Source organism: Chryseobacterium sp. WLY505, assembly GCF_030846215.1.
Lineage (GTDB): Bacteria > Bacteroidota > Bacteroidia > Flavobacteriales > Weeksellaceae > Chryseobacterium.
Genome location: NZ_JAVCWI010000005.1, coordinates 65,694 through 82,266, shown reverse-complemented (window position 1 = coordinate 82,266; position 16,573 = coordinate 65,694). Strand labels below are relative to the sequence as shown.

32 protein-coding genes are annotated in these 16,573 nt (G+C 35.7%); 31 read left to right on the top strand and 1 reads right to left on the bottom strand.

What is annotated here, in order from left to right; genetic code table 11:
* Positions 1–28 precede the first annotated feature (28 nt).
* The 28 genes from rplC to rplQ all read left to right on the top strand — a co-directional run bounded on the left by rplC (position 29) and on the right by rplQ (position 13,832).
* The gene (rplC, locus tag RAH34_RS12430; RefSeq protein ID WP_047427595.1) at positions 29–652 is read left to right on the top strand and encodes a 50S ribosomal protein L3; all 624 of its coding nucleotides are present in this window, start codon (positions 29–31) and stop codon (positions 650–652) included.
* Positions 643–1,272: a 50S ribosomal protein L4 gene (gene rplD / locus RAH34_RS12425; protein WP_034694672.1), complete on the top strand. Its 630-nt coding sequence runs from the start codon at positions 643–645 to the stop codon at positions 1,270–1,272. The genes rplC and rplD overlap by 10 nt, the downstream gene beginning before the upstream one ends.
* A 3-nt stretch (positions 1,273–1,275) precedes the next feature.
* Positions 1,276–1,566: a 50S ribosomal protein L23 gene (rplW, locus tag RAH34_RS12420; protein WP_002983204.1), complete on the top strand. Its 291-nt coding sequence runs from the start codon at positions 1,276–1,278 to the stop codon at positions 1,564–1,566.
* A 22-nt stretch (positions 1,567–1,588) separates the two neighbouring features.
* Positions 1,589–2,410 carry a 50S ribosomal protein L2 gene (rplB, locus tag RAH34_RS12415; RefSeq protein WP_027381305.1) on the top strand — a complete coding sequence of 274 codons (822 nt, stop codon included), beginning with the start codon at positions 1,589–1,591 and terminating at the stop codon, positions 2,408–2,410.
* A 2-nt stretch (positions 2,411–2,412) separates the two neighbouring features.
* Positions 2,413–2,691, top strand: coding sequence for a 30S ribosomal protein S19 (rpsS, locus tag RAH34_RS12410; RefSeq protein ID WP_002983209.1), 279 nt, complete (start codon positions 2,413–2,415; stop codon positions 2,689–2,691).
* A gap of 2 nt (positions 2,692–2,693) precedes the next feature.
* A complete protein-coding gene (gene rplV, locus RAH34_RS12405; protein ID WP_002983214.1) occupies positions 2,694–3,092 on the top strand; it encodes a 50S ribosomal protein L22 in 399 nt (132 codons plus the stop codon).
* A gap of 7 nt (positions 3,093–3,099) precedes the next feature.
* Positions 3,100–3,849 carry a 30S ribosomal protein S3 gene (gene rpsC / locus RAH34_RS12400; RefSeq protein ID WP_034694675.1) on the top strand — a complete coding sequence of 250 codons (750 nt, stop codon included), beginning with the start codon at positions 3,100–3,102 and terminating at the stop codon, positions 3,847–3,849.
* Positions 3,850–3,947: 98 nt separating this feature from the next.
* Positions 3,948–4,373, top strand: a complete 426-nt coding sequence (gene rplP, locus RAH34_RS12395; RefSeq protein ID WP_076596996.1) for a 50S ribosomal protein L16 — start codon at positions 3,948–3,950, stop codon at positions 4,371–4,373.
* Positions 4,374–4,385: 12 nt separating this feature from the next.
* A complete protein-coding gene (rpmC, locus tag RAH34_RS12390) occupies positions 4,386–4,571 on the top strand; it encodes a 50S ribosomal protein L29 (protein ID WP_034694678.1) in 186 nt (61 codons plus the stop codon).
* 12 nt (positions 4,572–4,583) lie between these two features.
* A complete protein-coding gene (rpsQ, locus tag RAH34_RS12385) occupies positions 4,584–4,838 on the top strand; it encodes a 30S ribosomal protein S17 (protein WP_027371715.1) in 255 nt (84 codons plus the stop codon).
* Positions 4,839–4,840: 2 nt separating this feature from the next.
* Complete coding sequence (gene rplN / locus RAH34_RS12380) at positions 4,841–5,209, top strand: 50S ribosomal protein L14 (protein ID WP_002983226.1); 369 nt, start codon at positions 4,841–4,843, stop codon at positions 5,207–5,209.
* A 21-nt stretch (positions 5,210–5,230) separates the two neighbouring features.
* Positions 5,231–5,557, top strand: coding sequence for a 50S ribosomal protein L24 (rplX, locus tag RAH34_RS12375; protein ID WP_047427597.1), 327 nt, complete (start codon positions 5,231–5,233; stop codon positions 5,555–5,557).
* An 11-nt stretch (positions 5,558–5,568) separates the two neighbouring features.
* Entirely contained in the window at positions 5,569–6,120 is a 552-nt protein-coding gene (gene rplE / locus RAH34_RS12370) for a 50S ribosomal protein L5 (protein ID WP_034694682.1), read from the top strand.
* A gap of 3 nt (positions 6,121–6,123) precedes the next feature.
* A complete protein-coding gene (gene rpsN / locus RAH34_RS12365; protein ID WP_002983233.1) occupies positions 6,124–6,393 on the top strand; it encodes a 30S ribosomal protein S14 in 270 nt (89 codons plus the stop codon).
* Between the two features lie 147 nt (positions 6,394–6,540).
* Positions 6,541–6,939 carry a 30S ribosomal protein S8 gene (rpsH, locus tag RAH34_RS12360; RefSeq protein ID WP_002983236.1) on the top strand — a complete coding sequence of 133 codons (399 nt, stop codon included), beginning with the start codon at positions 6,541–6,543 and terminating at the stop codon, positions 6,937–6,939.
* A gap of 17 nt (positions 6,940–6,956) precedes the next feature.
* Positions 6,957–7,502 (top strand): 50S ribosomal protein L6, encoded by a 546-nt coding sequence (gene rplF, locus RAH34_RS12355; RefSeq protein WP_110008552.1) that lies wholly within the window; start codon positions 6,957–6,959, stop codon positions 7,500–7,502.
* A 15-nt stretch (positions 7,503–7,517) separates the two neighbouring features.
* Positions 7,518–7,871, top strand: coding sequence for a 50S ribosomal protein L18 (rplR, locus tag RAH34_RS12350; RefSeq protein ID WP_034694689.1), 354 nt, complete (start codon positions 7,518–7,520; stop codon positions 7,869–7,871).
* A 19-nt stretch (positions 7,872–7,890) separates the two neighbouring features.
* A complete protein-coding gene (gene rpsE / locus RAH34_RS12345) occupies positions 7,891–8,412 on the top strand; it encodes a 30S ribosomal protein S5 (protein ID WP_002983245.1) in 522 nt (173 codons plus the stop codon).
* Between the two features lie 11 nt (positions 8,413–8,423).
* Positions 8,424–8,600, top strand: a complete 177-nt coding sequence (gene rpmD / locus RAH34_RS12340; RefSeq protein ID WP_027371710.1) for a 50S ribosomal protein L30 — start codon at positions 8,424–8,426, stop codon at positions 8,598–8,600.
* 21 nt (positions 8,601–8,621) lie between these two features.
* Complete coding sequence (rplO, locus tag RAH34_RS12335) at positions 8,622–9,071, top strand: 50S ribosomal protein L15 (protein WP_114819950.1); 450 nt, start codon at positions 8,622–8,624, stop codon at positions 9,069–9,071.
* A 9-nt stretch (positions 9,072–9,080) separates the two neighbouring features.
* Positions 9,081–10,460 carry a preprotein translocase subunit SecY gene (gene secY, locus RAH34_RS12330; RefSeq protein WP_034694694.1) on the top strand — a complete coding sequence of 460 codons (1,380 nt, stop codon included), beginning with the start codon at positions 9,081–9,083 and terminating at the stop codon, positions 10,458–10,460.
* A 3-nt stretch (positions 10,461–10,463) separates the two neighbouring features.
* Positions 10,464–10,679: a translation initiation factor IF-1 gene (gene infA / locus RAH34_RS12325; protein WP_027381317.1), complete on the top strand. Its 216-nt coding sequence runs from the start codon at positions 10,464–10,466 to the stop codon at positions 10,677–10,679.
* A gap of 64 nt (positions 10,680–10,743) precedes the next feature.
* The gene (gene rpmJ / locus RAH34_RS12320) at positions 10,744–10,860 is read left to right on the top strand and encodes a 50S ribosomal protein L36 (RefSeq protein WP_007839480.1); all 117 of its coding nucleotides are present in this window, start codon (positions 10,744–10,746) and stop codon (positions 10,858–10,860) included.
* Between the two features lie 7 nt (positions 10,861–10,867).
* Positions 10,868–11,245 carry a 30S ribosomal protein S13 gene (rpsM, locus tag RAH34_RS12315; protein ID WP_034694696.1) on the top strand — a complete coding sequence of 126 codons (378 nt, stop codon included), beginning with the start codon at positions 10,868–10,870 and terminating at the stop codon, positions 11,243–11,245.
* Between the two features lie 12 nt (positions 11,246–11,257).
* Positions 11,258–11,647 (top strand): 30S ribosomal protein S11, encoded by a 390-nt coding sequence (gene rpsK / locus RAH34_RS12310; protein ID WP_034694697.1) that lies wholly within the window; start codon positions 11,258–11,260, stop codon positions 11,645–11,647.
* A gap of 19 nt (positions 11,648–11,666) precedes the next feature.
* Entirely contained in the window at positions 11,667–12,275 is a 609-nt protein-coding gene (gene rpsD / locus RAH34_RS12305; RefSeq protein WP_062673615.1) for a 30S ribosomal protein S4, read from the top strand.
* Positions 12,276–12,308: 33 nt separating this feature from the next.
* The gene (locus RAH34_RS12300) at positions 12,309–13,304 is read left to right on the top strand and encodes a DNA-directed RNA polymerase subunit alpha (RefSeq protein WP_047376582.1); all 996 of its coding nucleotides are present in this window, start codon (positions 12,309–12,311) and stop codon (positions 13,302–13,304) included.
* Positions 13,305–13,310: 6 nt separating this feature from the next.
* The gene (rplQ, locus tag RAH34_RS12295) at positions 13,311–13,832 is read left to right on the top strand and encodes a 50S ribosomal protein L17 (protein ID WP_062673619.1); all 522 of its coding nucleotides are present in this window, start codon (positions 13,311–13,313) and stop codon (positions 13,830–13,832) included.
* A gap of 103 nt (positions 13,833–13,935) precedes the next feature.
* Here rplQ and RAH34_RS12290 read toward each other — a convergent pair whose 3' ends face one another.
* Positions 13,936–14,370: a hypothetical protein gene (locus RAH34_RS12290; RefSeq protein ID WP_306596346.1), complete on the bottom strand. Its 435-nt coding sequence runs from the start codon at positions 14,368–14,370 to the stop codon at positions 13,936–13,938.
* A gap of 88 nt (positions 14,371–14,458) precedes the next feature.
* Between RAH34_RS12290 and RAH34_RS12285 the strand changes: the two genes are divergently transcribed.
* From RAH34_RS12285 to RAH34_RS12275, 3 genes are all read left to right on the top strand, one after another.
* Positions 14,459–14,671, top strand: coding sequence for a hypothetical protein (locus RAH34_RS12285; RefSeq protein WP_306596345.1), 213 nt, complete (start codon positions 14,459–14,461; stop codon positions 14,669–14,671).
* A gap of 257 nt (positions 14,672–14,928) precedes the next feature.
* On the top strand, positions 14,929–15,561 hold the full coding sequence (locus tag RAH34_RS12280; RefSeq protein WP_114819952.1) for a response regulator transcription factor: 633 nt from the start codon (positions 14,929–14,931) through the stop codon (positions 15,559–15,561).
* A gap of 4 nt (positions 15,562–15,565) precedes the next feature.
* Positions 15,566–16,396, top strand: a complete 831-nt coding sequence (locus RAH34_RS12275; RefSeq protein ID WP_114819953.1) for a hypothetical protein — start codon at positions 15,566–15,568, stop codon at positions 16,394–16,396.
* Positions 16,397–16,573: the final 177 nt, after the last annotated feature.

The window sequence follows — 16,573 nt, the reverse complement described above, 5'->3', positions numbered from 1 at the left end:
AAGGATAAATTTTATTATAATATAAACAATGTCAGGTATTATTGGTAAAAAAATCGGTATGACATCTTTGTTTAACGAAGAAGGGAAAAACATTCCTTGTACAGTTATTCAAGCTGGTCCATGCTCGGTTTTACAGGTCAGAACCTTAGAAAACGACGGTTATACAGCTGTTCAGTTAGGTTTCGATGACAAGAGTGAGAAGAACGTTGGTAAAGCGTTAGCTGGCCATTTTAAAAAGGCTGGTTCTGCTCCTAAAGCTAAATTAGTAGAATTCCACAACGGATTCGCTGAAGTGAAAGTAGGAGAAGAAGTAAAAGTTGATTTATTCGCTGAAGGTGAATATGTTGACGTAACAGGAACTTCAAAAGGTAAAGGCTTCCAGGGTGTTGTTAAGAGACACGGATTTGGAGGTGTAATGCAGGCAACTCATGGTCAGCACAACAGACTTAGAGCTCCAGGTTCTATCGGTGCTGGTTCAGACCCTTCAAGAGTATTCAAAGGGATGAGAATGGCTGGAAGAATGGGAGGTAAGCAGGTAACTGTTCAAAACCTTCAAGTGTTAAAAGTTGATCAAGAACAAAATCTTTTAGTAGTAAAAGGTGCTGTTCCGGGAGCTAAAAATTCTTATGTAATTATCAGAAAATGGAACTAGTAGTATTAAATACATCAGGAAAGGAGACCGGAAGAAAAGTAACTCTAGACGAAACAGTATTCGGAATTGAGCCAAATCAGCACGCGGTTTACTTAGAAGTTAAACAGTATCTTGCTGCTCAAAGACAAGGTACTCATAAAGCAAAAGAAAGAAGCGAAATTACTGCTTCTACTAAAAAGCTTAAGAAGCAAAAAGGATCAGGATCTGCTAGATACGGAGATATCAAATCTCCAGTATTCAGAGGTGGAGGTAGAGTATTCGGACCAAAACCAAGAGATTACAGATTCAAACTGAACAAAGCTCTTAAGAGATTGGCTAAAAAATCTGTTTTATCTCAAAAAATGAGAGACAACAGCATTAAAGTTTTAGAAGATGTGAGCTTTGACGCTCCTAAGACTAAAGATTTCATCAATGTATTAAATGCATTGGAACTTAACGGTAAAAAATCTTTATTCGTTCTTCCTGAAGCTAACAAGAATGTGTATTTATCTTCAAGAAACTTACCTAAAACTAAAGTAATGAACTTCAACGAGATCAGTTCTTACGATTTAGTAAACGCTGGTGAGATCATTTTCTTCGAAGGTGCAGTTGAAAAATTCCAGGAAAATTTAAAGAAATAAATCATGTCAGTTATTATTAAACCAGTTATTTCAGAAAAGGCTAATTACCTTACAGATTTAAGAGGTTCTTATTCTTTCTTAGTGAATCCTAAGGCGAATAAAATCGAGATCAAAAAAGCTGTTGAAGCAGCTTACGGTGTAAAAGTAGCAGACGTTAACACAATGATTTATGCTCCGAAGGTTTCTTCAAAGTACACTAAAAAAGGTCTTCAAGTAGGAAAGACAAATAAATTGAAAAAAGCGGTAATCAAACTTGCTGAAGGTGAGGTTATCGATATTTTTGCTGTAAATTAATTATTAATTATAAATAATAGTAATGTCTGTTAGAAAATTAAAACCTATCACCCCGGGACAGAGATTCAGAATTGTAAACAATTTTGAGGAAATTACTACCAACAAACCAGAGAAATCTCTAACAGTTGGTATTAAAAAGTCAGGTGGACGTAACCAAACAGGTAAAATGACCATGCGTTACACCGGAGGTGGACACAAAAAGAAATACAGAATTATTGACTTCAAAAGAAACAAAGCAAACGTTGAAGCCACTGTAAAATCTGTAGAATACGATCCAAACAGAACTGCATTTATCGCTTTATTAGAGTACGCAGACGGAGAGAAGAGATATATCATCGCTCCAAACGGTATCAAAGTTGATCAGAAAGTAGTATCAGGAGAAAGCGTTGAACCAAACGTAGGTAACGCAATGAAATTGAAAAACATTCCATTGGGTACTGTAATCTCTTGTGTTGAAATGAAGCCTGGACAAGGTGCAATTTTAGCAAGAAGTGCTGGTTCTTCAGCTCAATTAACTTCCAGAGATGGTAAATATGCAATCATCAAGTTGCCTTCAGGAGAATCAAGAATGATCCTTACTGAATGTATGGCAATGATTGGTTCTGTTTCCAACTCAGATCACCAATTAACTGTATCAGGTAAGGCTGGTAGAAGCAGATGGTTAGGTAGAAGACCAAGAACAAGAGCGGTTGTAATGAACCCAGTAGATCACCCAATGGGTGGTGGTGAAGGACGTTCTTCAGGAGGTCACCCAAGATCTAGAAACGGTAAACCAGCTAAAGGTTACAAAACTAGAAAGAAAAACAAAGTGTCTAACCGTTACATCGTATCTAAAAGAAAATAATTATGGCAAGATCACTTAAGAAAGGACCGTTCATTCATCATACTTTAGATAAGAAGGTTCAGGCAAATATAGAGTCTGGTAAGAAGACAGTTATCAAAACTTGGTCTAGAGCATCTATGATCTCTCCGGACTTCGTAGGACAAACTATTGCTGTACACAACGGGAAATCTTTTATCCCGGTTTACGTTACAGAAAACATGGTTGGTCACAAGTTAGGCGAATTTTCTCCAACAAGATCTTTCAGAGGTCATGGTGGTAACAAAAACAAAGGAAGCAGATAATCATGGGATCAAGAAAACAAGATAGTTCAATCGCAAGAAAAGAAGCTAACAAAGACGTTGTAAAAGCTTCATTAAATAATTGCCCGTCTTCTCCAAGAAAAATGAGATTAGTTGCTGATATCATTAGAGGAGAGCAGGTAGACAAAGCACTTTATATCCTAAAATATTCTAAGAAGGATGCTTCTAACAAGTTAGAGAAATTACTTCTTTCTGCTATGGCTAACTGGCAAGTGAAAAACGAAGGTGCTGACATCGAGGAAGCAAACCTTATCGTTAAAGAAATATTTGTGGATAGTGCAAGACAATTGAAGAGACTAAGACCAGCTCCGCAAGGTAGAGGGTATAGAATCAGAAAAAGATCTAACCACGTTACATTAATCTTAGGTAACAAAGAAAATTAATCAAGGTATGGGACAGAAGACAAATCCAATTGGTAACAGATTAGGTATCATCAGAGGATGGGATTCTAACTGGTTTGGTGGAAACGATTATGGAGACAGAATCGCTGAAGACTACAAAATCAGAAGATACCTTGAAGCTAGATTATCTAAAGGTGGTATTTCAAAAATTTATATTGAAAGAACTTTAAAATTAGTTACAGTAACTATTACTACTGCTAGACCGGGACTTATCATCGGTAAAGGAGGTCAGGAAGTTGATAAATTGAAAGAAGAGTTGAAGAAACTTACAGGTAAGGATATTCAAATCAACATTTTCGAAATCAAAAGACCTGAATTAGATGCTGTACTAGTTGCTGATAGTATTTCTAAGCAAATTGAAAACAGAATTTCTTACAGAAGAGCTGTTAAAATGGCAATGGCAAGTACTATGAGAATGGGTGCTGAAGGTATCAAAGTTCAGATTTCTGGTAGATTAAACGGAGCTGAAATGGCAAGATCAGAATCTTTCAAAGAAGGAAGAATTCCATTGTCAACTTTCAGAGCTGATATCGATTACCACTGGGCAGAAGCTCACACTACTTACGGTAGACTAGGAGTTAAAGTTTGGATCATGAAAGGTGAAGTTTACGGTAAAAGAGAACTTTCTCCACTAGTGGGACAACAGAAAAAAGGAGGTCAGTCAGACAGAGGAAACAGAGGAGGAGACAGAGACAACAGAAGACCTAGAAAAAACAACAACAATAACAATAATAATTAAAATTTTAGATTAGAAATTTTGAATTTTAAATTACCGTTACTTTTTTAAAATTAAAAAAAATCTAAAATCTAAAATCTAAAATCTAAAATTTAGAAATTATGTTACAACCAAAAAGAACCAAATTCCGTAGAGTTCACAAGATGAAGATGAAGGGGAATGCCCAAAGAGGTAGTCAACTTGCATACGGAACTTTTGGGATCAAAGCAACGGAAGGAGCTTGGATCACTGCAAGACAGATTGAAGCAGCTCGTATCGCTGCGACAAGATATATGAAGAGAGAAGGTCAACTATGGATCAAAATCTTCCCGGATAAGCCAATTACTAAGAAACCAGCGGAAGTACGTATGGGTAAAGGTAAGGGTGCTGTTGAATACTGGGTAGCTGTAGTAAAACCAGGTAAAATTATGTTCGAAGTTGGAGGTGTACCTTACGATATCGCTAAGGAAGCTCTTAGACTTGCTGCACAAAAATTACCAGTAGTTACTAAATTCATCGTTGCTAACGATTTTGTTAAACCTCTATAATCTTTGAATACAATGAAAAATGCTGATATTAAAAATTTAAGCGCGGGTGATATTCAAGCTCAATTAACTGAAGCAAAAGCTCAATATTCTAAATTGAAATTGGCTCATGCAATCAGCCCAATTGAAAACCCGATTCAAATCAGAGATTTGAGAAAAACAATCGCAAGACTAAACACTGAGTTAACTAACAAACAATAATTTCATTTTACAATGGATAGAAATTTAAGAAAAGAAAGAATCGGAGTGGTTTCCAGCAATAAAATGGAAAAAACTATTGTTGTTAGTGAAACTACAAGAGTAAAGCACCCGATGTACGGTAAATTCGTTTTGAAAACGAAAAAATATACTGCACACGACGAGAACAACGAATGCACAGAAGGTGATACAGTTTTGATCCAGGAAACTAGACCTTTGAGCAAGAGCAAGAGATGGAGATTAGTAAGAATCATTGAAAAAGCTAAGTAATAATGTTACAAACAGAATCAAGATTAAAAGTTGCTGATAACACAGGTGCTAAAGAAGTACTAGTTATCAGAGTTCTGGGAGGAACCAGAAGAAGATATGCTTCAGTTGGTGATAAAATCGTTGTTACGATCAAGGATTCTACGCCATCTGGAAACGCAAAAAAAGGTCAGGTATCTAAAGCTGTAGTAGTAAGAACTAAAAAAGCAGTAAGAAGAAAAGATGGTTCATACATCAAATTCGACGACAATGCTTGTGTATTACTAAACGCAGCGGGAGAAATGAGAGGAACGCGTGTTTTCGGACCAGTTGCTCGTGAGTTGAGAGACAAAGAATATATGAAAATCATTTCATTAGCTCCTGAAGTACTTTAATTTTAAAAATTTTTAAAAGAAATGTCAAAGTTAAAAATAAAAAGAGGAGATAACGTAATCATTACTACTGGTAAGAAAGATATCAAAGGTAAGACTGGTGAAGTTATTGAAGTGATCAAGAAAGAAGGTAGAGACCCAAGAGTAATCGTTGCAGGACTTAACATCGTTAAAAAACACGTTAAGCCTTCAGCTTCTAATCCTCAAGGAGGAATTACTGAGAAGGAAGCTTCTATTCATATCTCAAACGTAGCTTTAGTTGGTAAAGACGGAAAAGCTATCAAAATCGGTTACAAAATCGAAGGAGATAAGAAAGTAAGAATTAACAAAAAAACGGGTGAAACTTTATAATTTGAATTAACATGGAATATATAGCAAGACCCAAAAAAGCATATAAAGAGACAATTGTTCCTGCAATGATGGAAGAATTCGGGTATAAGTCAGTAATGCAAGTACCTAAATTAGAGAAAATCGTTGTATCACAAGGTTTAGGTGATGCTACTGCAGACAAAAAAATCATTGATTATGCTGTAGAAGAGCTTACAAATATCACAGGTCAAAAAGCTGTTGGTACAATCTCTAAGAAAGACGAAGCTGCTTTCAAATTGAGAAAAGGTATGCCAGTAGGTGCAAAGGTTACCCTAAGAGGAAACCAGATGTATGAATTCTTAGACAGACTTACTGCTTCTGCTTTGCCTCGTATCAGAGATTTCTCTGGAATCAAAGCTGATGGTTTCGATGGTAGAGGTAACTACAACTTAGGTATTACTGAGCAGATTATCTTCCCTGAAATCGTAATTGACAAAGTGAAAAAAATCCAGGGGATGGACATCACTTTCGTTACTACTGCGAAAACAGATAAAGAAGCTAAAGCATTATTAACTCACTTCGGTTTACCATTTAAAAAGAACTAAGAAATGGCTAAAGAATCAATGAAAGCGCGTGAGCGCAAAAGAGAAGCACTAGTTGCTAAATACGCTGCTAAAAGACAAGCTCTTAAAGAAGCTGGTGATTACGAAGGACTTCAAAAATTGCCTAAAAATGCTTCTCCTGTAAGATTACACAACAGATGTAAACTAACAGGTAGACCAAGAGGATACATGAGAACGTTCGGTATTTCCAGAGTAACTTTCAGAGAAATGGCAAACAACGGTCTTATCCCAGGTGTAAGAAAAGCTAGTTGGTAATTATTACTAATTAAAAAATCGGAACAATTAAGTTGTTCAGATACTAAAGATAAAAATATCAGACCGAAGATTTCTGAAGTCTGATATTTTACTCTTCAAGTCTTTGCAAAACTGATTGTTCTTTAACCAATAATTTATAAAAGAAAAATGGTAACAGATCCAATTTCAGATTTCCTAACTAGAGTAAGGAACGCACAAAGCGCAGGCCACAAAGTGGTGGAAATTCCTGCATCGAAAATCAAAAAGGAGATTACTAAGATCCTATTTGATCAAGGGTATATCTTAAACTACAAGTTTGAAGATAACGCTGTTCAAGGAGTGATCAAAATCGCTTTAAAGTATGATAAGCAAACTAACAAACCGGCTATCAAGTCTATCCAAAGAGCTTCTAGACCAGGTTTGAGACAGTACAAAGGTTCAGCTGAGCTTCCAAGAGTACTAAACGGTTTGGGTATTTCTATCATCTCTACTTCTAAAGGAGTAATGACTGACAAGAAAGCTAGAGAAGAGAAAGTAGGCGGTGAAGTAATCTGCTATGTTTATTAATTTTTAATCAGAGGAAAATGTCAAGAATTGGTAAAGCAATTATAACAATTCCAGCAGGAGTTACAATCACTGAAAACAACGGTGTAGTAACTGTAAAAGGAGCTAAAGGAGAACTTTCTCAGGAGCTTACTGCAGGAATTACTATAGAACAAAAAGATGGTGAACTTAACGTAAACAGACCATCTGATTCTAAACAACACAAAGCGCTTCACGGTTTATACAGAGCGTTAATCAACAACATGATTGTTGGTGTAAGTGCAGGTTTCGAAAAGAAACTTGAACTAGTAGGGGTAGGATATAGAGCTTCACACGCAGGTCAAAAACTTGAGTTGGCTTTAGGATTCTCTCACGGTATCGTATTAGAACTTCCAAGTGAAGTAAAAGTTGATACATTGACTGAAAAAGGTAAAAACCCAATTATTACTTTAACGTCTCACGACAACCAACTTCTAGGAATGGTAGCTGCAAAGATCCGTTCTTTCAGAAAACCTGAACCATACAAAGGAAAAGGTGTAAGATTCGTAGGAGAAATTGTTAGACGTAAAGCTGGTAAATCTGCTTAATAAATTATAAGTATTATGGCATTAAGTAAATTAGAAAAAAGAATAAGAATCAAAAGAAGAGTAAGAGGGAAAATCTCTGGATCTTCTGAATTGCCAAGATTATCTGTATACAAAAGTAATAAGGAAATTTACGCTCAGTTAATCGACGATAAAAATGGTAAAACTTTAGCATCAGCTTCTTCAAGAGAGAAAGGTGTAGACGCTAAAGGTACTAAGACTGAAGTTTCTGCTGCTGTTGGTAAAGCTATCGCTGCTAAAGCTATCGCTGCAGGAATCGAAAGTATTGTATTTGACAGAAACGGATTCGTATACCACGGTAGAGTAAAAGCTCTGGCTGATGGTGCAAGAGAAGGTGGACTTAAATTCTAATCATTAAATTTCGGAAAATATGTTAGGACTAGATAATATAGAAAGAGTAAAACCGGGAGGATTAGAATTAAAAGATCGTCTCGTAGCTGTTAACAGAGTAACAAAAGTAACCAAAGGAGGTAGAGCTTTCGGATTTTCTGCTATTGTTGTAGTAGGTAACGAAGAAGGTGTTATCGGTTTCGGTTTAGGAAAATCTAAAGAGGTTGCTTCTGCAATTGCTAAAGCAGTTGAAGACGCTAAGAAAAACCTTGTGAAAGTTCCTGTAATGAACCATACTATCCCTCACCAAACTACTGCTAGATACGGTGGTGCAGATATCTTCTTAAGACCTGCTTCTCACGGTACAGGATTGATCGCCGGAGGTGCGGTAAGAGCGGTATTGGAATCTGCTGGTATTCACGATATCCTTTCAAAATCTAAAGGATCTTCTAACCCTCACAACGTGGTGAAAGCTACTTTCAAAGCGTTATTAGACATCAGAAGACCTGAAGAAATCGCTAGAATGAGAGGGATTTCTCTAAGTAAAGTGTTTAACGGTTAATAATTAAAGCAATGGCAACAATTAAAGTAAAGCAAGTAAGAAGCGCTATTGGTAGAACAAAAACCCAAAAGAGAACGCTTGAAGCATTAGGATTAAAAAAACTTCACCAAGTTGTAGAACATGAAGCTACTCCTTCCATCTTAGGAATGATCGCTGCTGTAGGACACTTACTTGAAGTTCAAAAATAATTTTATAAAAGAGAAATTAAAATGAATTTAAATAACATAAAACCTGCTGCAGGATCTACTTTCAACTCAAAGAGAATTGGTAGAGGTCAAGGTAGTGGAAAAGGAGGTACTTCAACAAAAGGACACAAAGGTCAGAAAGCTAGAGCTGGTTATTCTCAAAAAATCGGTTTCGAAGGTGGACAGATGCCTTTACAAAGAAGATTACCTAAATTCGGATTCAAAAACGTAAACAGAAAAGAGTTTAGAGGAGTTAACCTTGATACTATCCAAACTTTAATCGAGAACAAATCCATCACTGGAGAAATCACGAAAGAAGTTCTAATAGCAAACGGGATAATTTCTAAAAACGAATTAGTGAAAATTATGGGTAGAGGAGAATTGAAATCTGCGGTTTCAATCTCTGCTGACAAATTCACTAAATCTGCTGAAGAGCTTATTGCTAAAGCAGGTGGAAAAGCAATTACCTTATAATACTTACTAATGAAAGAATTTATACAAACACTTAAAAATATTTGGAGTCTTAAAGAACTTAGAGATAAAATTCTCTTTACTTTAGGTATTATCCTTGTGTATAGATTCGCATCTTATATCTCGCTTCCTGCAATTAACCTTGCAGAGGTGGGAGATCTCTTAGAGCATTATAAAAATCAAGGCGGTAACAAGCAAGGAGCAGGTCTCCTTGGCTTGCTTTCGTCGTTTACGGGGGGAGCTTTCAGCCACGCTTCCGTAATGGCGTTAGGAATCATGCCTTATATTTCTGCTTCTATTATTGTTCAGTTGATGGGGATGGCTATTCCTTATCTTCAGAAGCTTCAGAAAGATGGAGAGTCAGGTAGAAATACATTGAACCAAATTACAAGATGGTTAACGATTGGAGTTTGTCTGGTACAGGCGCCTTCTTACTTAACTTCTATTACTCAATTATTCTTACCATATGCTCAGTTCCAGTCTGCATACTATGTAGAGCCAAATTCAATCATGTTCTGGTTACCAAGTATTGTTATTTTGGTTGCCGGTTCAGTATTTGCAATGTGGCTAGGTGAAAAGATTACCGATAAAGGAATCGGAAATGGTATCTCTATCCTTATTATGGTGGGGATCCTTTCAAGATTGCCTGAGGCATTCGTACAGGAGATGGCCGTGCAGAACGGAAAAGGAGGAATGGGATCTATCATGATCCTTATTGAAGTATTATTCTGGATGGTGGTTGTTCTTTTAGCAGTGATCTTATCAGTTGCTGTTAGAAAAATCCCAATTCAGTATGTAAGCAGAGCTCAAGCAAGAGGAGGTGTAAACAGAAATCTTATGCAGGGAGCAAGACAATGGATTCCATTGAAAGTAAATGCTGCTGGTGTAATGCCGATTATCTTTGCTCAGGCATTGATGTTCGTACCAGGATTATTAACAAAATTCGATGAGTCTAATACTTTTCTTGCAGGTTTCAAGAATGTTTTTAGCTGGCAGTACAACGTATTGTTTGCGCTATTAATTATTATCTTCTCATTTTTCTATACTGCGATTACAATTCCGGTAAACCAGATGGCTGATGATTTGAAGAGAAATGGAGGTTTAGTACCAAAAGTAAGACCAGGAAAAGAGACCGCTGATTATTTAGATGATATTTTATCAAAAATTACCTTGCCAGGTGCAATATTTTTGTCTATCTTTGCAATCCTTCCGGCAATTGTGCATGGAACCTTTGTTCAGACAGATGCGTTTGCCCTATTTTTTGGGGGAACGTCCCTATTAATTATGGTGGGTGTAATTTTAGATACAGTTCAACAGATTAATACATATCTGCTGAACCATCATTATGATGGCTTAATGCAGTCTAAATTATCAAGAACGACTGGATATTAATTTATGGCAAAACAAAAACATATTGAACAAGACGGCGTTATAACGGAAGCACTTTCGAACGCTCAGTTCCGTGTAGAACTAGAAAATGGGCATATTCTTATCGCTCATATTTCTGGTAAAATGAGAATGCATTATATTAAACTTTTACCTGGTGATAAGGTAAAACTAGAAATGTCTCCTTATGATTTATCAAAAGGGAGAATCACATTTAGATATTAAACAAACGCCAAATGGAATCTTCGGATCTCCATTTGGCTCTTGTTAAAAAATAAATACTATCAAAATGAAAGTAAGAGCATCAATTAAAAAAAGAAGCGCTGATTGCAAAATCGTACGCAGAAAAGGTGTACTGTTCGTAATCAACAAGAAGAACCCAAAATTTAAACAAAGACAAGGTTAATTAAATTATGGCGAGAATTGCAGGTATTGATTTACCAAAAAACAAAAGAGGAGTTATCGGTTTAACTTACATTTATGGTGTTGGAAGAAGTACTTCTTCTGAAATCCTTAAAGCTGCCGGTATCAGCGAAGACAAAAAAGTCAACGAATGGAATGACGATGAATTGGCTGCCATCAGAACTTATATCTTAGAAAACGTAAAAGTTGAAGGAGAATTAAGATCTGAAGTGCAATTGAACATCAAGAGATTGATGGACATAGGATGCCAACGAGGAATACGTCACAGACTTGGATTACCTTTAAGAGGCCAGAGAACGAAAAACAACTCTAGAACCAGAAAAGGAAAGAGAAAAACTGTTGCTAACAAGAAAAAAGCTAGTAAATAATCGTTAGGAATTATGGCAAAACAAACTAAAGTAGTTAAGAAGAGAAAAGTAAAAGTTGAAGCTATTGGAGAAGCGCATATTCAGGCTTCTTTCAATAACATCATCATTTCTTTAACAAATAAAAACGGAGAGGTTATCTCTTGGGCTTCTGCCGGTAAAATGGGTTTCAGAGGTTCTAAAAAGAATACTCCATTTGCTGCTCAGATGGCAGCTGAAAATTGCTCTGCTGTAGCTCACGAAGCTGGTTTAAGAAGAGTAAAGGTGTTTGTGAAAGGTCCAGGTGCAGGTAGAGAATCTGCTATCAGATCTATTCACAATTCAGGAATTGAAGTTAGCGAAATCGTTGATGTGACTCCAATGCCACACAACGGATGTAGACCACCAAAAAGAAGAAGAGTTTAATTTTTAGAATTTACCCATTATGGCAAGATATATTGGACCTAAAACTAAGATTGCTAGAAAGTTTGGTGCTGCAATCTACGGAGATGACAAAAACTTCGAAAAGAGAAAAAACCAACCGCCAGGACAACACGGTCCTAACAAAAGAAGAGGTGCTAAAAAATCAGAATATGCAGTTCAGTTAGCTGAAAAACAAAAAGCTAAATATACTTACGGTATTTTAGAAAGACAGTTTGCTAACTTATTTGACAAGGCACACAGAAGTAAAGGTGTAACAGGGGAAGTTCTATTACAACTTTGTGAATCAAGATTGGATAACGTAGTGTTCAGATTAGGTTTTGCTAAAACAAGATCTGGAGCGAGACAATTAGTTTCTCACAGACACATCACTGTGAACGGAGAGATTCTTAATATCCCTTCTTACTTGGTAAAAGCTGGTGATGTAATCGCTGTAAGAGAAAAGTCTAAGTCTCTTGAAGTTGTTACCAATGCATTGGCTTCTAAGTCAAACTATGAGTGGTTACAATTCAACGATGAGAAGAAAGAAGGTACCTTCATTTCTGCTCCTGAAAGAATCCAGATTCCGGAGGACATTAAGGAGAACCTTATCGTCGAACTTTACTCTAAATAATTTTTTAATCAAATTTTTGCTCAACCCAATAATATGGCAATTTTACAATTCATAAAACCCGATAAAGTAATTTTACTTAACTCTGATGAATTTAAAGGTCAATTTGAATTCAGACCTTTAGAACCAGGTTTCGGGCTTACAATCGGTAATGCTTTGAGAAGAGTGTTGCTTTCTTCTCTGGAAGGATACGCTATTTCATCTATCAAAATAGAAGGTGTAGAGCACGAATTTTCAACTATTCCAGGAGTAATCGAAGACGTTACCGAAATTATTCTTAACCTTAAGCAGGTAAGATTAAAAGCTGCAGCAGAAGGCCAGGCTAACGAGCAGGTTGTTGCTAAAGTTTCAGGTCAAACGGTTATTACTGCTGGTGATTTAGGAAAGTCTATCAATGGATTTGAGGTTCTGAACCCGGATCTAGTGATCTGCAACCTAAACAGTGATGTAACTTTCGAAATTACTTTCAATATTGAAAAAGGAAGAGGGTATGTTCCTTCTGAACAAAATAAGTCAAACAATGCTCCTGTAGGAACTATTGCTATCGACTCTATTTTCACGCCGATCAAGAAAGTACAATACAGCATTGAAAATTATCGTGTAGAGCAAAAAACAGACTACGAAAAACTTGTATTAGATATAGAAACTGACGGGTCTATCAGCCCTCAGAATGCTTTAACTGAAGCTTCTAAGATATTAATTTATCACTTCATGTTATTCTCTGATGAGAGAATCACGCTTGAAACTGAAGCTGTAAAAGCATCTATCCAGTACGATGAAGAAACTCTTCACACAAGACAACTTCTTAAGTCTAAATTAGCAGATATGGATCTTTCTGTAAGAGCCCTTAACTGTCTGAAAGCGGCTGAAGTAGAAACTCTTGGAGAACTGGTTTCTTACAGTAAGTCTGATTTGATGAAATTCAGAAATTTTGGTAAAAAATCTTTGACAGAACTAGAAGAATTAGTGCATTCAAAAGGTCTTAACTTCGGTTTCGACGTTGCAAAATATAAGTTAGACGCTGATAAATAATTAATAATGAGACACGGTAAAAAATTCAATCACTTAGGAAGAACAGCTTCTCACAGAAGTGCTTTACTTTCTAATATGGCTTGTTCTCTAATTGAGCATAAAAGAATCAACACTACTGTAGCTAAAGCTAAAGCTTTAAGAGTATATGTTGAGCCTCTATTAACAAAAGCAAAAGAAGATACTACACACAACAGAAGAGTAGTATTCTCTTACCTTCAAAATAAATTTGCGGTTGCTGAATTATTCAGAACTGTAGCTCCTAAAATCGCTGAAAGAAACGGTGGTTATACAAGAATCATCAAGACAGGATTCAGACCAGGTGATGCTGCTGATACTGCTCTTATCGAACTAGTAGATTTCAACGAGCTTTACAACCCTAATGCTGAAGAGAAAAAAGCTACAAGAAGAAGCAGAAGATCAACTGCTACTACTAAAAAAGCGGAAGCAGTAGTTGCTGATGCTCCTGTAGTAGAAGAAAAAGTAGAAGAAGCTAAAGCTGATACTACTGAAGAAAAAACTGAAGAATAATATTCATTCAGATATATAAAAAAAACCATCCGGATTCCGGATGGTTTTTTTGTTTAGTGTTCTTTACATAAAATGTCCCTCAGTAATGAAGGACAATTTTTATTTAGATTTTAGTTCTTTTCAGCTCAATAATATTATTACCCTGTTCAAGGTGAAGGCTGTCTCCTTTTACCCTTGCAGTCATATCATCTTTCTTGTAAATCGTTTCATCACCTTTGGTTTCCGATTTAGGTAATGTAAATGTTTTCTTATTGCTGGTAATGGCTACTGTATTTTCTTTCGGATCATTTTTAAATACTACTTTTACCAATGTGCCGTCGGTAGCTTTGTAAACAAAATCGGTTTTCTCAATTTTCTTTCCGTTGATATCTACTGTTGAAGAACTTTGTGTTACCGAATCTAGCTTTCCATTATGGTCTGTCACTACAGTTTCTGAACTGTCTGTTTTGATAATGCTTTTGTTTCCGCTTTCACTTTTTTTACAGCTGACTACAGCTAGTGCCAATACAGCGCTTAGTGCTAAAAGACTTTTTTTCATGATTATATTATTTGATATTCAATATGATTTTATAATTTGATTTTACAAAAATCATGCCTTACAATATGAGAAAATTTAATGGTTATTCATGCATATTTCTTTTGTTTTTCTCTCTGAATACTTGGCTTGGGAAAAAGAAAATTTTGAAATTAAAGAGAGGCAGTTTTTCCAATCAAAAAATTCTGAGAGACGTTGGAATATTACAGCAGGTCATCAGCGGGCACTTTATATTGCTGGAATAGGATTGGAAAGAAAAAAACAGATTGATCTTTTAAGAAAATCAAATTCCATAGTGAAGTAAGCAGGCTGATCAGCAAATTCTCAATCATATTATGAAATAATTGTTAATTTAAGGTGATTTATTGTGTCTTATTTGTTTTTGTTTTTAATTTATTGTGAAATATTTATACGTATATGGTTTTTGGAAACAAAAATTGATTAAATTTAATAAAACTAAAAAACTGAACCATCACCTCAAACTCAAACATTCATATTACACAAAAGTGTAATTGATTTGAAACTGTTTTCTGTTGAAATTTGCTTCAAACAAACAAAGTCATGAGCATTTCCATAGCCATAGTAGAAGATGAGAAAAACTACAACAATGCGTTGAAGAAGGTCATCGATTATCAGAAGGATATGAAAGTGATTGCTCAGTTCTTTGATGGTAATGATGCCATAACAAATCTACCCGATATTTCTCCTGATGTTGTGATGATGGATATTCAATTACAGGATATGCTAGGAATCGAAATCATTGAAAAATTACGGAAAGAAATGCCCAATACACAGTTTATCATGTGTACCAGTTTTGATGATGATGAAAAGATTTTTAATTCGCTAAAAGCTGGTGCTATGGGATATCTGGTAAAAGGTGAAAGTATGGATAAAATTCTTTCTTCCATACGGGATGTATACAGTGGCGGTGCACCCATGAGTTTTTCTATTGCAAGGAAAGTACTCAGCCATTTTGAAAAAAAACTTCCGGAAATCAGAGGCTTCGATGAACTGACAGAACGCGAAAAGGAAATCCTTGAACTTCTTTCGCAGGGACTCCTTTACAAAGAAATTGCGGATAAAAAATTCATTAGTATCGATACTGTTAAAAAACACGTCGGAAATATCTACAGAAAACTCCACGTCAACAATAAAGTGGAAGCAGTTAATAAATTTAATCAATCAAAAAACTAAAAAAATGGAAAAAGAACTTTACGATTTTAAATGTGCCCTGGAAGCAACCATCGTTGCTATGCAGAAAGCAGGAACAATTAGAGATTTCTATGAAATGACCGAGTTTACTGAACAGGAACAATGGATAAAGGATTATATTGTAAAAAATGGTGTGAAATTTTTTGTCACGCATCCTATTGGTGATGAAGAATTTCGGGTAAACAGTGGCGTATTCCAGCAACGGGTTCCCAACCTTGCACAGGAGTTATATGTCGACTTCCGTTTATTTGAAACCCTTGTCAGAGACCGTTTAAATGAAGGTTATACATTGATGAAAATCTCTTTCAGAGAAATTACAGACAGTAACATAAGTGAATATTCCAGAATACTGGGCGAAGAGAATCAAATGTTCTTAAAAAGTAAAAAAGAATATTTATATGCAACGCTTTCCTTCCACGTTGAAACGGAGACAGAGGCTAAACCCGCCAAACATTATTTTATATTTAATTTGGATACTTATTATGAGATTAATGTTAATTCATTTGGGGACTTCAATAGAACTCGCGTAGGCCAAATTCTTATCAATGCATCAAGCGATGCATATGTCGCCGAATGTATACGTTATGATTTGATTCTCGTAAAACAATACATCGATAGAATACACATGTATTTGGAGGGCTGTCTTAGAAAAAATGTTGTTAGACTTGATTTTATACCATGCATTGGAAGGAAAAAGACTATGACTTTTGCGACTGGAAAAGAGTCACTATATCTTGCAACCATGCCTTCAGATAATAATAAACAATTGCTCAGTGCAGATTTTCCATATTATGATCAGGGAAGCCTAGAGCCATAAAATGCTTATTACAGCCTACTATATTATTTCTTTTATGGTATTGATAAAAGGAATCATAGTTTTGAGAGGAAGCAAATTGTCCTCTCAAGACTATTTTTTGTTGTATTTAATCGTCAATTTTACTGTAGATTTTTTTTCAGAAATTAATCTTATTTCAACGAAATCAATTCAGTATAA

What these genes read in the sequence shown, in the direction of transcription:
- secY (WP_034694694.1), top strand. Translation starts at nt 9,081, where the DNA reads ATGAAAGAATTTATACAAACACTTAAAAATATTTGGAGTCTTAAAGAA.
- rplV (WP_002983214.1), top strand. Translation starts at nt 2,694, where the DNA reads ATGGGATCAAGAAAACAAGATAGTTCAATCGCAAGAAAAGAAGCTAAC.
- rpmJ (WP_007839480.1), top strand. Translation starts at nt 10,744, where the DNA reads ATGAAAGTAAGAGCATCAATTAAAAAAAGAAGCGCTGATTGCAAAATC.
- rplD (WP_034694672.1), top strand. Translation starts at nt 643, where the DNA reads ATGGAACTAGTAGTATTAAATACATCAGGAAAGGAGACCGGAAGAAAA.
- rpmC (WP_034694678.1), top strand. Translation starts at nt 4,386, where the DNA reads ATGAAAAATGCTGATATTAAAAATTTAAGCGCGGGTGATATTCAAGCT.
- rplX (WP_047427597.1), top strand. Translation starts at nt 5,231, where the DNA reads ATGTCAAAGTTAAAAATAAAAAGAGGAGATAACGTAATCATTACTACT.
- rplR (WP_034694689.1), top strand. Translation starts at nt 7,518, where the DNA reads ATGGCATTAAGTAAATTAGAAAAAAGAATAAGAATCAAAAGAAGAGTA.
- rplP (WP_076596996.1), top strand. Translation starts at nt 3,948, where the DNA reads ATGTTACAACCAAAAAGAACCAAATTCCGTAGAGTTCACAAGATGAAG.
- RAH34_RS12290 (WP_306596346.1), bottom strand. Translation starts at nt 14,370, where the DNA reads ATGAAAAAAAGTCTTTTAGCACTAAGCGCTGTATTGGCACTAGCTGTA.
- rplO (WP_114819950.1), top strand. Translation starts at nt 8,622, where the DNA reads ATGAATTTAAATAACATAAAACCTGCTGCAGGATCTACTTTCAACTCA.
- infA (WP_027381317.1), top strand. Translation starts at nt 10,464, where the DNA reads ATGGCAAAACAAAAACATATTGAACAAGACGGCGTTATAACGGAAGCA.
- rpsH (WP_002983236.1), top strand. Translation starts at nt 6,541, where the DNA reads ATGGTAACAGATCCAATTTCAGATTTCCTAACTAGAGTAAGGAACGCA.
- rplB (WP_027381305.1), top strand. Translation starts at nt 1,589, where the DNA reads ATGTCTGTTAGAAAATTAAAACCTATCACCCCGGGACAGAGATTCAGA.
- RAH34_RS12285 (WP_306596345.1), top strand. Translation starts at nt 14,459, where the DNA reads ATGCATATTTCTTTTGTTTTTCTCTCTGAATACTTGGCTTGGGAAAAA.
- rpsQ (WP_027371715.1), top strand. Translation starts at nt 4,584, where the DNA reads ATGGATAGAAATTTAAGAAAAGAAAGAATCGGAGTGGTTTCCAGCAAT.
- RAH34_RS12300 (WP_047376582.1), top strand. Translation starts at nt 12,309, where the DNA reads ATGGCAATTTTACAATTCATAAAACCCGATAAAGTAATTTTACTTAAC.
- rplE (WP_034694682.1), top strand. Translation starts at nt 5,569, where the DNA reads ATGGAATATATAGCAAGACCCAAAAAAGCATATAAAGAGACAATTGTT.
- rplF (WP_110008552.1), top strand. Translation starts at nt 6,957, where the DNA reads ATGTCAAGAATTGGTAAAGCAATTATAACAATTCCAGCAGGAGTTACA.
- rpsD (WP_062673615.1), top strand. Translation starts at nt 11,667, where the DNA reads ATGGCAAGATATATTGGACCTAAAACTAAGATTGCTAGAAAGTTTGGT.
- RAH34_RS12275 (WP_114819953.1), top strand. Translation starts at nt 15,566, where the DNA reads ATGGAAAAAGAACTTTACGATTTTAAATGTGCCCTGGAAGCAACCATC.
- rplC (WP_047427595.1), top strand. Translation starts at nt 29, where the DNA reads ATGTCAGGTATTATTGGTAAAAAAATCGGTATGACATCTTTGTTTAAC.
- rpsS (WP_002983209.1), top strand. Translation starts at nt 2,413, where the DNA reads ATGGCAAGATCACTTAAGAAAGGACCGTTCATTCATCATACTTTAGAT.
- rpsN (WP_002983233.1), top strand. Translation starts at nt 6,124, where the DNA reads ATGGCTAAAGAATCAATGAAAGCGCGTGAGCGCAAAAGAGAAGCACTA.
- rpmD (WP_027371710.1), top strand. Translation starts at nt 8,424, where the DNA reads ATGGCAACAATTAAAGTAAAGCAAGTAAGAAGCGCTATTGGTAGAACA.
- RAH34_RS12280 (WP_114819952.1), top strand. Translation starts at nt 14,929, where the DNA reads ATGAGCATTTCCATAGCCATAGTAGAAGATGAGAAAAACTACAACAAT.
- rplW (WP_002983204.1), top strand. Translation starts at nt 1,276, where the DNA reads ATGTCAGTTATTATTAAACCAGTTATTTCAGAAAAGGCTAATTACCTT.
- rpsK (WP_034694697.1), top strand. Translation starts at nt 11,258, where the DNA reads ATGGCAAAACAAACTAAAGTAGTTAAGAAGAGAAAAGTAAAAGTTGAA.
- rpsM (WP_034694696.1), top strand. Translation starts at nt 10,868, where the DNA reads ATGGCGAGAATTGCAGGTATTGATTTACCAAAAAACAAAAGAGGAGTT.
- rplN (WP_002983226.1), top strand. Translation starts at nt 4,841, where the DNA reads ATGTTACAAACAGAATCAAGATTAAAAGTTGCTGATAACACAGGTGCT.
- rplQ (WP_062673619.1), top strand. Translation starts at nt 13,311, where the DNA reads ATGAGACACGGTAAAAAATTCAATCACTTAGGAAGAACAGCTTCTCAC.
- rpsE (WP_002983245.1), top strand. Translation starts at nt 7,891, where the DNA reads ATGTTAGGACTAGATAATATAGAAAGAGTAAAACCGGGAGGATTAGAA.
- rpsC (WP_034694675.1), top strand. Translation starts at nt 3,100, where the DNA reads ATGGGACAGAAGACAAATCCAATTGGTAACAGATTAGGTATCATCAGA.